This window comes from Citrobacter freundii complex sp. 2025EL-00176, assembly GCF_053309355.1.
On sequence record NZ_JBRYHT010000001.1, the window covers coordinates 1,301,604 to 1,314,568 of the forward strand.

The 12,965-nt window shown below is 52.6% G+C and carries 13 protein-coding genes; 4 read left to right on the forward strand and 9 right to left on the reverse strand.

Annotated elements, in window-relative coordinates; all coding sequences use genetic code 11:
* Positions 1-98: 98 nt before the first annotated feature.
* Positions 99-1,574, reverse strand: a complete 1,476-nt coding sequence (zwf, locus tag ACVXHP_RS06390; RefSeq protein ID WP_003034896.1) for a glucose-6-phosphate dehydrogenase — start codon at positions 1,572-1,574, stop codon at positions 99-101.
* A 365-nt stretch (positions 1,575-1,939) separates the two neighbouring features.
* Here zwf and ACVXHP_RS06395 point away from each other — a divergent pair, with 365 nt between their 5' ends.
* Together ACVXHP_RS06395 and pyk are read left to right on the forward strand one after the other, a co-directional pair.
* Positions 1,940-2,809 (forward strand): MurR/RpiR family transcriptional regulator, encoded by an 870-nt coding sequence (locus tag ACVXHP_RS06395; RefSeq protein ID WP_447571150.1) that lies wholly within the window; start codon positions 1,940-1,942, stop codon positions 2,807-2,809.
* 118 nt (positions 2,810-2,927) lie between these two features.
* A complete protein-coding gene (pyk, locus tag ACVXHP_RS06400) occupies positions 2,928-4,370 on the forward strand; it encodes a pyruvate kinase (protein WP_042307816.1) in 1,443 nt (480 codons plus the stop codon).
* A 46-nt stretch (positions 4,371-4,416) separates the two neighbouring features.
* Here pyk and lpxM read toward each other — a convergent pair whose 3' ends face one another.
* From lpxM to znuA, 3 genes are all read right to left on the reverse strand, one after another.
* Positions 4,417-5,388, reverse strand: a complete 972-nt coding sequence (gene lpxM, locus ACVXHP_RS06405; protein ID WP_038641423.1) for a lauroyl-Kdo(2)-lipid IV(A) myristoyltransferase — start codon at positions 5,386-5,388, stop codon at positions 4,417-4,419.
* A gap of 119 nt (positions 5,389-5,507) precedes the next feature.
* Complete coding sequence (mepM, locus tag ACVXHP_RS06410; RefSeq protein WP_050764953.1) at positions 5,508-6,827, reverse strand: murein DD-endopeptidase MepM; 1,320 nt, start codon at positions 6,825-6,827, stop codon at positions 5,508-5,510.
* Between the two features lie 15 nt (positions 6,828-6,842).
* Positions 6,843-7,787, reverse strand: coding sequence for a zinc ABC transporter substrate-binding protein ZnuA (gene znuA / locus ACVXHP_RS06415; protein ID WP_304699969.1), 945 nt, complete (start codon positions 7,785-7,787; stop codon positions 6,843-6,845).
* 78 nt (positions 7,788-7,865) lie between these two features.
* On the opposite strand from znuA, the gene znuC reads away from it, so the two are divergent.
* On the forward strand, positions 7,866-8,621 hold the full coding sequence (gene znuC, locus ACVXHP_RS06420; RefSeq protein ID WP_006684140.1) for a zinc ABC transporter ATP-binding protein ZnuC: 756 nt from the start codon (positions 7,866-7,868) through the stop codon (positions 8,619-8,621).
* Positions 8,618-9,403, forward strand: coding sequence for a zinc ABC transporter permease subunit ZnuB (gene znuB, locus ACVXHP_RS06425; protein ID WP_200006102.1), 786 nt, complete (start codon positions 8,618-8,620; stop codon positions 9,401-9,403). Before znuC ends, znuB begins: the two co-directional genes overlap by 4 nt.
* A gap of 78 nt (positions 9,404-9,481) precedes the next feature.
* On the opposite strand, the gene ruvB is transcribed toward znuB, so the two are convergent.
* The 5 genes from ruvB to nudB all read right to left on the reverse strand — a co-directional run bounded on the left by ruvB (position 9,482) and on the right by nudB (position 12,964).
* Positions 9,482-10,492 (reverse strand): Holliday junction branch migration DNA helicase RuvB, encoded by a 1,011-nt coding sequence (gene ruvB / locus ACVXHP_RS06430; protein ID WP_005120696.1) that lies wholly within the window; start codon positions 10,490-10,492, stop codon positions 9,482-9,484.
* An 8-nt stretch (positions 10,493-10,500) separates the two neighbouring features.
* Positions 10,501-11,112 carry a Holliday junction branch migration protein RuvA gene (gene ruvA / locus ACVXHP_RS06435; RefSeq protein WP_016153412.1) on the reverse strand — a complete coding sequence of 204 codons (612 nt, stop codon included), beginning with the start codon at positions 11,110-11,112 and terminating at the stop codon, positions 10,501-10,503.
* 80 nt (positions 11,113-11,192) lie between these two features.
* On the reverse strand, positions 11,193-11,714 hold the full coding sequence (gene ruvC, locus ACVXHP_RS06440; RefSeq protein ID WP_003034867.1) for a crossover junction endodeoxyribonuclease RuvC: 522 nt from the start codon (positions 11,712-11,714) through the stop codon (positions 11,193-11,195).
* A 34-nt stretch (positions 11,715-11,748) separates the two neighbouring features.
* The gene (locus ACVXHP_RS06445; protein WP_200006101.1) at positions 11,749-12,492 is read right to left on the reverse strand and encodes a YebC/PmpR family DNA-binding transcriptional regulator; all 744 of its coding nucleotides are present in this window, start codon (positions 12,490-12,492) and stop codon (positions 11,749-11,751) included.
* Between the two features lie 28 nt (positions 12,493-12,520).
* Positions 12,521-12,964 (reverse strand): dihydroneopterin triphosphate diphosphatase, encoded by a 444-nt coding sequence (nudB, locus tag ACVXHP_RS06450; protein WP_200006100.1) that lies wholly within the window; start codon positions 12,962-12,964, stop codon positions 12,521-12,523.
* Position 12,965 lies beyond the last annotated feature (1 nt).

Below are 12,965 nucleotides of genomic sequence, written 5' to 3' on the forward strand. Positions count from 1 at the left end.
GGGTGAATCCACGCGAGGCTTAAAAGTGCAAAAATTATTCTGCAATCTGTGTTAGATCATGTTACCGGTAAAATAACACCTATGGGCTAGATGATATTTTACTCGAATTCGTTCCAGGAACGGCCATCACGGGTGATCATTGCCACAGAAGCAACCGGTCCCCAGGTCCCTGCCTGATACGGCTTCGGTGCATCGTTGTCCATTGCCCATGCTTCGGTAATTGAGTCGACCCACTTCCAGGCTTCTTCAACTTCATCACGACGCACAAACAGCGCCTGAATACCGCGCATCGTTTCAAGCAGCAGACGCTCATAGGCGTCAGCCAGGTGCGTCTGGTTGAAGGTTTCGGAATAGCTCAGATCAAGCTTAGTAATTTGCAGGTTATGCTTGTGATCCAGACCCGGCACTTTGTTCAGCACCTGGATATCAACACCTTCATCAGGCTGCAAACGAATAGTCAGCTTGTTCTGCGGCAGATCCTGCCAGGACTCTCTGAACAGATTCAGCTCAGGCGTTTTGAAGTAGACCACGACTTCAGAGCACTTCGTCGGTAAACGCTTGCCGGTACGCAGATAGAATGGAACGCCCGCCCAACGCCAGTTATCGATATCCACACGGATCGCCACAAACGTTTCCGTATTGCTGCTCTTGTTCGCGCCCTCTTCTTCCAGATACCCCGGTACTTTTTTGCCCTGGGCAAAACCCGCGGTGTACTGACCGCGAACCGTCTTCTCACGCACGTTTGAGCGATCGATGCGGCGTAGTGATTTCAATACCTTCACTTTTTCATCACGGATGCTGTCGGCGCTCAGGTCCGACGGCGGGGACATCGCGATCATGCACAGGATCTGCAGCAGGTGGTTTTGGATCATGTCGCGCATTTGACCGGCCTGGTCAAAATAGCCCCAGCGACCTTCAATCCCCACTTCTTCCGCTACGGTAATTTCAACGTGATCGATCGTGCGGTTATCCCAGTTGTTTACAAACAGGGAGTTGGCAAAGCGCAGTGCCAGCAGGTTCAACACCGTCTCTTTGCCGAGATAGTGGTCGATACGATAAACCTGGCACTCTTCGAAATATTCGCCGACCTGATCGTTGATCTCACGCGATGTTGCCAGTGACGTTCCCAACGGTTTTTCCATCACGACGCGGGCCGGTTTAGCATTCAGCTTTGCTTCACCCAAACCTTTGCAGATTGCGCCAAAAGTGCTTGGCGGCATCGCGAAATAGTTAATAGTGGTCCGTGATTTCTGATCCAGCATTTCACCCAGACGGCTAAATGCGGCGGTATCATTGACGTCCAGATTACAAAACTCCAGACGGCCACTGAGGGTCTCCCACAAACCTTCATCAATTTTTTCTTTCATGAAGGTTTCGAGCGCTTCGCGCACAACCTTGGTATAGGCTGCTTTATCCCAGTCGGCACGCCCAACCCCGATGATACGGGTTTCCGGGTTTATCTGGCCGGCTTTTTCCAGTTGATACAGGGAAGGCAGCAATTTCCGCCGCGCCAGGTCGCCCTTCGCGCCGAAAATGACCAGGTCACATGCCTGGGCTGTTTGCGTTACCGCCATGTCATTCTCCTCAATTAAGTGTCTGGTGCTTTTGCCAGAAACTGGTTGTAATTTTATTACAGTGCACTGTACTGCTTTTACGTGAATCCGGAAACCGTAAACGCTTATCCAGCTGTGCTGTTACCGCGAACAGGCGTTTGATTGGCGTTTACCTCTGCAAAATGGATAAAAAAGTCGCTTTTTTTCGTACCCATGAAGAAGTAAGAAAACCAGACTCCGATCATGTAATGAAAAAAAACAACAACTATTCTGTCCATTTTGCCCCGTTCCTTCCTTAGCAGGGGTAATATCTAACAAATGTATCTTCCGATTTCCCCGTATCGTTGAAATCGTTTTTTCCCATGAGCCATGAGTCGACCTACATCATGAATATGCTGGAAAAAATCCGGTCAAAACTGGAACAGTTGAGCAAATCAGAGCGTAAAGTCGCTGACATTATTCTTGCCTCACCCGACCGGGCAATCCATTCAAGCATCGCCGCACTTGCGCTGGAAGCCAATGTCAGCGAGCCGACGGTGAACCGATTCTGTCGCAGTATGGATACGCGCGGCTTTCCTGATTTTAAACTGCATCTGGCGCAAAGTCTGGCAAATGGCACCCCATATGTTAGTCGTAATGTGGATGAGGATGACAGCGTAGAATCATACACGGGAAAAATCTTCGAGTCGGCGATGGCAAGTCTCGACCACGTTCGCCAGTCTCTGGATAACACCGCGGTCAACAGAGCGGTGGATTTGTTAACCCAGGCGAAGAAAATTGCCTTTTTTGGCCTGGGGTCTTCCGCCGCAGTAGCGCACGACGCGATGAATAAATTTTTTCGTTTTAACGTACCGGTGATCTATTCCGACGATATTGTACTGCAACGTATGAGTTGCATGAATTGTAGCGACGACGACGTTATTGTGCTGATTTCGCATACCGGGAGAACCAAGAGTCTGGTTGAACTGGCGCAGTTGGCCAGGGAAAACGACGCGATGGTTATCGCCCTGACCTCTCCCGGCACGCCGCTGGCGCGTGAAGCTACGCTGGCCATTACCCTCGACGTACCGGAAGATACTGACATTTATATGCCCATGGTCTCTCGACTTGCTCAACTGACCGTGATAGATGTGCTGGCTACAGGATTTACTTTGCGCCGTGGGGCAAAATTTAGAGATAACTTGAAGCGTGTCAAGGAAGCACTCAAGGAATCGCGTTTTGATAAAGAATTACTCATCAAGAGTGATGACCGCTAAAAGCAATAACAATGTTCTACCCTTTTATCATCCGGGTCGTTCAGTTACCGTTACTGTTTGAGAACGGCCGGATTAATGTTCACGCAACACCTAGTTGTTTCAGTCAACGGAGTATTACATGTCCAGAAGGCTTCGCAGAACCAAAATCGTTACCACGTTAGGCCCAGCAACCGATCGCGATAACAACCTCGAAAAAATTATCGCTGCGGGTGCAAACGTCGTACGTATGAACTTTTCGCACGGCTCTCCAGAAGATCACAAAATGCGGGCGGATAAGGTCCGTGAAATTGCCGCAAAACTGGGACGTCATGTAGCTATTTTGGGTGACCTGCAGGGACCTAAAATCCGCGTATCAACCTTTAAAGAAGGTAAAGTTTTTCTTAACGTTGGCGACAAGTTCCTGTTAGACGCCAACCTCGGCAAAGGCGAAGGCGACAAAGAAAAAGTCGGGATCGATTATAAAGGTCTGCCTGCTGACGTCGTGCCAGGCGATATCCTGCTACTTGATGACGGTCGCGTACAGCTTAAAGTGCTGGAAGTCCAGGGTATGAAAGTCTTCACCGAAGTTACCGTCGGTGGCCCGCTGTCTAACAATAAAGGCATCAACAAACTGGGCGGCGGTCTTTCTGCTGAAGCCCTGACCGAAAAAGATAAAGCTGACATCGTCACTGCAGCGCAAATCAGCGTTGACTATCTGGCTGTCTCCTTCCCTCGCTGCGGCGAAGATCTGAACTATGCCCGCCGTCTGGCGCGCGACGCTGGCTGCGACGCGAAAATTGTCGCCAAGGTAGAACGTGCGGAAGCTGTCTGCGACCAGAATGCGATGGATGACATCATCCTGGCCTCTGACGTGGTGATGGTAGCGCGTGGCGATCTGGGCGTTGAAATCGGCGACCCTGAGCTGGTTGGTATTCAAAAAGCGTTGATTCGTCGCGCACGTCAGCTGAACCGTGCGGTCATTACCGCCACGCAGATGATGGAGTCGATGATCACCAACCCAATGCCGACCCGTGCGGAAGTGATGGACGTGGCTAACGCCGTTCTGGACGGTACTGATGCCGTAATGCTCTCTGCAGAAACGGCAGCAGGCCAGTACCCGGCAGAAACCGTCGCGGCAATGGCTCGCGTATGCCTGGGTGCCGAGAAGATCCCGAGCATCAATGTTTCCAAACACCGTCTTGACGTGCAGTTTGACAACGTCGAAGAAGCGATTGCTATGTCAGCGATGTATGCCGCTAACCACCTGAAAGGGGTAACCGCTATCATCGCGATGACAGAGTCTGGTCGTACCGCGCTGATGACCTCTCGTATCAGTTCTGGCCTGCCGATTTTCGCGATGTCTCGTCATGAACGTACGCTGAATCTAACCTCTCTGTATCGCGGCGTCACTCCGGTTCACTTTGACAGCGAAACTGACGGCGTGGTTGCCGCCAATCAAGCGGTGAACCTGCTGCGCGATAAAGGTTATCTGGTCTCCGGCGATCTGGTGATTGTGACCCAGGGCGATGTCATGAGCACCATTGGCTCCACCAACACTACGCGTATTCTGACTGTCGAGTAATGCCCGCGTTTGATGTAAAAAAGCCTCTCATTTGAGAGGCTTTTTTTTATTTCTTCGGGTAGAGATCTTTGCGTTTATATGGCTCAATTTCACCTGGTTTGCGTGTCTTAAGCAGCTTTAAAATCCAGGTGTATTGCTCAAGGTGTGGTGCAACAAAAATTTCCACCTCTTCGTTCATTCGTCTGGCAATGGTGTGATCATCCGCCGTCAGGATGTCATCCATCGGAGGACGGACCTGGATCGTCAGGCGGTGGGTTTTACCATCATATACCGGGAACAGTGGCACCACGCGCGCATGGCACACCTTCATCAGACGACCAATCGCCGGTAACGTTGCTTTATAGGTAGCAAAAAAGTCCACAAACTCGCTGTGTTCAGGACCATGGTCCTGATCCGGCAGATAGTATCCCCAATATCCCTGACGTACAGATTGAATAAACGGTTTGATACCGTCGTTACGCGCATGCAGGCGACCACCGAAACGACGGCGCACCGTGTTCCAGACGTAATCGAAAACCGGGTTTCCCTGGTTGTGGAACATCGCCGCCATTTTCTGCCCCTGGGAAGCCATCAACATCGCCGGGATGTCCACCCCCCAGCCATGAGGAACGAGAAAAATTACTTTTTCATCATTGCGACGCATCTCTTCGATGATATCCAGGCCTTGCCAGTCGACCCGACTCTGAATTTTCTCCGGGCCGCGTATCGCCAGTTCCGCCATCATGACCATCGCCTGAGGCGCGGTTGCGAACATCTCATCGACAATGGCTTCGCGCTCGGCTTCACTACGCTCAGGAAAGCAGAGGGACAAATTGATCAATGCTCTGCGACGTGAGCTTTTTCCCAGTCTTCCGGCGAGCCGTCCGAGCTTCGCCAGAACAGGATCGCGGAATGATGCTGGGGTTAACGCAATCCCGGCTATCGCCGCCACGCCAAGCCAGGCGCCCCAGTAGCGCGGATGGCGAAATGATTTATGAAACTCAGGGATATACTCAATATTCTTTTTTTTCGTTTCCATGCTCTTCCAGTGTCTGGTATCGCGAAAAGTAAATCTGCTGATAGTGTAGCGGCGCACCGTGCGCCGTACAAAATAAAAAAGCCGGCACGCATCGCGTACCGGCTCTGTCAGTGTGCTAATTAATCGAAACGCAACTGAGGAACAACTTCTTTCACCTGTGCCAGGTAATCAGTACGATCTGAGCCAGTCAACCCTTCTGTACGCGGCAGTTTCGCCGTCAGCGGGTTAACAGCCTGTTGGTTGATCCACACTTCGTAATGCAGGTGCGGCCCCGTTGAACGTCCGGTATTGCCTGACAGCGCGATACGGTCGCCACGTTTCACTTTTTGTCCTGGCTTAACCAATAGCTTACGCAGGTGCATATAACGCGTAGTGTAGGTGCGTCCATGACGTACCGCGACATAGTAGCCAGCGGCGCCGCTGCGCTTCGCGACAACCACTTCACCATCACCTACCGACAGCACCGGCGTCCCCTGCGGCATCGCAAAGTCGACACCTTTATGCGGCGCTACGCGTCCCGTCACCGGGTTGAGGCGACGCGGGTTAAAGTTCGAAGATATACGGAACTGTTTCGCCGTTGGGAAACGCATGAAGCCTTTCGCCAGCCCGGTACCATTACGGTCATAGAACTTACCGTCTTCAGCGCGAATGGCGTAATAATCTTTGCCTTCAGAACGCAACCGCACGCCCAGCAGTTGGCTTTGCTCACGTTTGCCGTCGAGCATTTCGCGAGACATCAGCACTGAGAATTCATCGCCTTTTTTCAGTTTGCGGAAATCCATCTGCCACTGCATGGCCTTGATCACCGCACTGATTTCAGAGCTGGTCAGCCCGGCATCTTTAGCACTGGCGACGAAGCTCCCGCCGACCGTGCCTTTGATACGGCTATTGACCCAATCGCCCTGCTGCATTTCGCTACTCATTTTGAAACCCGTCGCGGTGCGATCGTAAGTACGGGTTTCGCGACGAGAGACTTCCCAGGTCAGGCGTTGCAGGTCGCCTTCCGCGCTTAGCGTCCAGGAAAGTTGCTGACCAATTTTCAGGTTACGCAACTCTTTATCGGAAGCCGCAAGCTGGCTGATGTCACCCATATCGATGCCGTACTGATTCAGGATACTGCTCAGCGTATCGCCCGTAGAAACGACATACTCATGCACACCGGCCTCACCAGACGTTTTGTCATCCAGTTCATCCTGTGGGATAGCTTCATCTTCCTGAGCGGCCTGGTCGATAGGTTCGCTGGCCTCAGGCAACAGTGAACGAATCTCGCTTTTTTCCAGCTCGATAGTTTTGACGATGGGTGCAGAATCGGGGTGGTAAACATAGGGCCGCCACACAGCGACGGCCAATGTCAGTACGGTAAGCGACCCCAGCATAACGCGATGGGGTCGCGGCAGATTATTAAATGCCAGAGCGACAGAGCGGGCTATCTGTTGCACGTATTCACTTCCTCATTAATCTCCTTTCAGGCAGCTCGCATACTGGTTGGCTAATTGGTTCAAAAACGCTGAATAGCTTGTTTTACCCAGTTTGATATTCGTTCCGAGCGGATCCAACGTTCCCATTCGAACAGTTGTCCCTCTCGCGACGGCTTCAACGACCGCTGGCCTGAACTGTGGCTCAGCAAAAACGCAGGTTGCTTTTTGCTCAACCAACTGTGTTCTTATTTCATGTAAACGCTGCGCACCAGGTTGAATCTCAGGGTTCACGGTAAAGTGACCAAGCGGTGTTAGTCCGTAGTGTTTCTCGTAGTAGCCATAGGCGTCATGAAAAACGAAATAACCTTTACCCTTGAGCGGCGCGAGCTCGTTACCTACCTGCTTATCGGTTGCGGCTAATTGTGCCTCAAAATCCTTCAGGTTGGCGTCAAGTTTGGCTCGACTTTGCGGCATAAGTTCCACTAATTTTTCATGGATTGCAACCGCTGAGGCCCGCGCTATCTCTGGGGAGAGCCAAAGATGCATGTTGTAATCGCCATGATGGTGATGCTCGTCACTTTTTTCACCATCAGCATCATTGTGTCCATGATCGTCATCGTCGTCGTCAGCACCTTTCATGAGTAACGGTTTCACATCATTAAGCTGCGCAATCGTTACCTGTTTCGCGTTAGGAATATTCTTGACCGACTTTTCCATAAACGCTTCCATCTCAGGTCCAATCCACACCACTAAGTCCGCGCCCTGTAAGCGTTTTACGTCTGAAGGACGCAGTGAGTAATCGTGTTCGGAAGCCCCGTCAGGCAGCAGAACCTGGGTATCGGTTACCCCATCAGCAATGGCTGAAGCAATAAATCCCAGCGGCTTAAGAGAAGCCACGACAGCAGCATTTGCCGCCTGTGTTGCACTACCCCAAAGAGCAGCGGATAATGCTGCGAAAAGAAGCGTATTTTTATGTAACATAATGCGACCAATCATCGTAATGAATGTAAGAAATGTGATATTATAACATTCTATAACTTCTGCAAGACTAAAATTGATATGACGACTTTGGTTTCACTGGAAAATGTCTCGGTCTCTTATGGTCAACGCCGCGTCCTATCTGACGTATCGCTTGAACTTCGACCCGGTAAAATTTTGACGCTTCTCGGCCCAAATGGCGCCGGGAAGTCTACGCTGGTGCGCGTTGTTTTAGGGCTGGTAGCGGCTGACGAGGGAGTTATCAAGCGCAATGGTCAATTGCGGATTGGCTATGTCCCGCAAAAGCTGTACCTCGATACCACGCTTCCGCTGACGGTAAGTCGTTTTCTGCGCTTACGTCCCGGCACCAAAAAAGAGGATATCCTTCCAGCACTGAAGCGCGTACAGGCCGGTCATCTGATGAATGCGCCGATGCAAAAACTCTCTGGCGGGGAAACGCAACGCGTCCTGTTAGCCCGTGCTTTATTGAATAAGCCTCAGTTACTGGTCCTTGATGAGCCAACCCAGGGGGTGGATGTCAATGGCCAGGTCGCACTGTATGATCTTATCGACCAGTTACGACGCGAACTGGATTGCGCCGTTCTGATGGTTTCTCATGACCTGCATCTGGTGATGGCTAAAACCGATGAGGTGCTGTGCCTCAACCATCATATTTGCTGTTCTGGCGCGCCAGAAGTGGTTTCCATGCACCCGGAATTCATCTCAATGTTCGGGCAACGCGGCGCCGAACAACTCGGAATATACCGTCATAATCACAATCACCGCCACGATCTACAGGGTCGTATCGTCTTACGCCGGGGAAATGGTCACTCATGATTGAATTGTTATTACCCGGTTGGTTAGCCGGGATCATGCTGGCCTGTGCCGCTGGCCCACTCGGCTCGTTCGTCGTCTGGCGTCGTATGTCCTATTTTGGTGATACGCTGGCCCACGCCTCACTGCTGGGCGTCGCTTTTGGTCTGCTGCTGGATGTAAATCCTTTCTATGCCGTCATTGCCGTGACCCTGATGCTGGCGGCTGGGCTGGTATGGCTGGAGAAGCGCCCTCACCTGGCGATCGATACCTTGCTCGGTATTATGGCGCACAGCGCGCTGTCATTGGGGCTGGTTGTCGTCAGCCTGATGTCAAACATTCGCGTGGATCTGATGGCCTACCTGTTTGGTGATTTACTCGCCGTGACGCCAGAAGATCTCATCTCCATCGCCATTGGCGTGGTTATCGTTCTGGCGATTCTGTTTTGGCAGTGGCGCAACCTGCTGTCGATGACCATCAGTCCTGACCTGGCCTTTGTTGACGGCGTGAAGCTGCAACGCGTTAAGCTGCTGCTGATGCTGGTTACAGCTTTAACTATCGGTGTGGCGATGAAGTTTGTCGGGGCGCTGATTATCACCTCGCTGCTGATTATCCCTGCGGCAACCGCCCGTCGTTTCGCCCGTACGCCGGAACAGATGGCCGGCGTCGCCGTTGGTGTGGGTATGATAGCGGTTACCGGTGGGCTGACCTTCTCAGCCTTTTATGATACCCCAGCAGGGCCATCCGTAGTGCTGTGTGCCGCACTGCTGTTTATCTTCAGTATGATGAAAAAGCAGGCAAGCTAAGCATATGTTGCCCGGTGGCGCTGCGCTTACCGGGCCTACAAAATCGCCCAGGCCTGATGAGCGTAGCGACTTCAGGTGCTAAGGCATCTCTGGCGGCGTGATCCCAAAATGGTTCCAGGCGCGCACCGTTGCCATTCTACCGCGCGGCGTACGCTGCAGAAAACCTTGCTGAATCAAATACGGCTCCAGCACATCCTCAATGGTTTCACGCTCTTCCCCGATCGCCGCCGCCAGGTTATCCAGACCGACCGGCCCACCAAAGAATTTATCGATCACCGCCAGCAGCAGCTTGCGGTCCATATAATCGAAGCCTTCCGCGTCGACGTTGAGCATATCCAGCGCCTGAGCGGCGATATCCGCCGAAATGGTGCCGTCATGCTTCACCTCGGCAAAATCACGTACCCGGCGTAATAAACGGTTGGCGATACGCGGCGTACCGCGGGCGCGACGCGCCACTTCCAACGCTCCTTCATCGCTCATTTCCAGTCCCATAAAGCGGGCGCTACGTCCGACAATGTGCTGCAGATCGGCAACCTGATAGAACTCCAGCCGTTGCACAATACCAAAGCGGTCACGTAGCGGGGACGTTAACGACCCGGCGCGCGTCGTCGCCCCAATCAGGGTAAACGGCGGCAGATCGATCTTAATTGAACGTGCAGCAGGCCCTTCGCCAATCATGATATCCAGTTGATAATCTTCCATCGCCGGATACAGCACCTCTTCCACCACCGGTGACAGGCGATGGATCTCATCGATAAACAGCACATCGTGGGGTTCAAGGTTAGTGAGCATAGCCGCCAGATCGCCCGCTTTCTCCAGTACCGGTCCGGATGTGGTGCGCAGGTTGACGCCCATTTCATTGGCAACAATATTGGCAAGCGTGGTTTTACCGAGGCCAGGCGGGCCGAAAATCAGCAGGTGATCGAGGGCATCACCGCGCAGCTTCGCCGCCTGGATAAAAATCTCCATTTGCGAGCGTACCTGAGGCTGGCCAATATACTCTTCCAGCAATTTAGGGCGGATCGCACGATCCACCAGGTCTTCAGGTGTCGTGCTGACAGCCGAAATCAGGCGATCTGCTTCAATCATCCTTTACCTCACAATGCCGCGCGAAGCGCTTCACGAATCAGGGTTTCACTGCTGGCATCAGGGCGGGCAATTTTGCTCACCATGCGGCTGGCTTCCTGTGGTTTATAGCCTAACGCCACCAGCGCAGCAACCGCTTCCTGCTCGGCGTCGTCCGTTGCCGGACTTGCCGGAGAGGTCAAAACCAGGTCTGCCGCCGGGGTGAAGAGATCGCCATGCAGACCTTTAAAGCGGTCCTTCATTTCAACGATCAAACGTTCGGCAGTTTTCTTTCCAATGCCAGGTAACTTCACCAGCGCGCCAAGCTCTTCACGTTCAACGGCATTCACGAACTGCTGGGCAGACATACCGGAGAGGATCGCCAGCGCCAGCTTCGGGCCTACGCCGTTGGTTTTAATTAACTCTTTAAATAATGTGCGTTCTTGCTTGTTGTTGAAGCCATACAGCAACTGCGCGTCTTCACGCACCACAAAGTGGGTGAAGATAATCGCTTCCTGCCCGGCTTCCGGCAGCTCGTAGAAACAGGTCATTGGCATATGCACTTCATAGCCTACCCCACCCGTTTCCAGAAGGACCAGTGGGGGTTGTTTTTCAAGAATGATGCCTCTGAGTCTGCCTATCACGTGACGCTCCTGCGTTAAGGGCTAAAAGGTAATGCGCTATCATAAAAAAAGGCTGGATAGATATCCAGCCTCATTTGTCACTAACGTAACCGACCTCGCGCCAGATTCAGCCTCGACTCGCTCATTTGCATGGCATTCTGACTGACATGGCAGTGGGTAATAGCAATCGCCAACGCATCCGCGGCGTCCGCCTGCGGGTTGGCGGGCAGCTTCAGTAGCGTACGCACCATATGCTGCACCTGGCTTTTTTCCGCGCTACCGATACCAACCACGGTCTGTTTTACCTGGCGGGCCGCGTATTCAAAGACCGGAAGATCCTGATTGGTTGCGGCAACAATCGCCACGCCGCGCGCCTGCCCCAGCTTCAGCGCCGAGTCGGCGTTCTTCGCCATAAAGACCTGCTCAATGGCAAAATAGTCCGGCTGGAACTGGGTGATGATCTCCGTTACGCCCGCATAAATCAGCTTCAGGCGAGACGGAAGATCGTCAACTTTGGTGCGAATACAGCCACTGCCGAGGTAGGTCAGTTGCCTGCCGACCTGACGGATTACGCCATAACCGGTAATGCGCGACCCCGGGTCAATGCCGAGAATAATAGACATCACGCATCTCCTGTTATTTTATGGCTTAACCACATCATTCTAAGGTTGCAGCAACCTCATCGGAGATTTCACCGTTGTGGTAAACTTCCTGTACATCGTCGCAGTCTTCCAGCATATCGATCAGACGCATCAGTTTCGGTGCCGTTTCTGCATCCATATCCGCTTTGGTGGATGGGATCATTGAAACTTCAGCCGCATCCGCTTTCAGACCAGCCGCTTCCAGCGCATCACGGACTTTGCCCATCTCTTCCCACGCGGTGTAAACGTCAATCGCGCCGTCATCGTAGGTCACAACATCTTCAGCACCCGCTTCCAGCGCCGCTTCCATGATGGCGTCTTCATCGCCTTGTTCAAAGGAGATCACGCCTTTTTTGCTGAACAGGTAAGATACGGAACCGTCGGTACCCAGATTGCCGCCCGTTTTAGAGAACGCGTGACGCACTTCCGCAACGGTACGGTTACGGTTGTCAGACAGGCATTCGATCATCACGGCGGTGCCGCCAGGACCGTAACCTTCATAGATGATGGTCTCCATATTAGAGTCTTCATCACCGCCCACACCGCGCGCGATGGCACGGTTCAGGGTGTCACGGGTCATGTTGTTAGCCAGCGCTTTATCAACGGCTGCACGCAGACGCGGGTTAGCATCCGGATCGCCACCGCCCAGTTTAGCCGCCGTCACCAGCTCACGAATGATTTTGGTAAAGATTTTACCGCGCTTAGCATCCTGCGCGGCTTTACGATGTCTGGTGTTGGCCCATTTACTATGACCTGCCATAAATAATATCTCCAAAAAGCGCGCCTTCTCAGGCGACGTTAATCACAAATTCTTCAATCGCCTGCCGGTTACTCCACGACTTGGTTAACCGAGCGGCTTCAGCCGCATTAACCCAACGATAAGTCAGATGTTCGGTGAACACGATCTCTCGTTCTGAGGGAAGAGCCAGGCAAAACCAGGATTCAGTATTACGCTCAATTCCCGGCGCATAGCGATGACGTAAATGGCTAAAAATCTCAAACTCCACCGTGCGCTGACAGTCAATTAAGGTCAGTTGCTCAGTAGCAACATCAATGGCGACCTCTTCCTTTACTTCGCGCATGGCGGCCTGCGACGCGGTTTCACCCTCTTCCAGGCTGCCGGTGACCGACTGCCAGAAGTCAGGATCGTCGCGTCGCTGTAACATCAGCACTCTCCCGGTGTCCTTTGCATAAATCACGACTAACACCGAGACAGGCTGTTTGTACTTCATA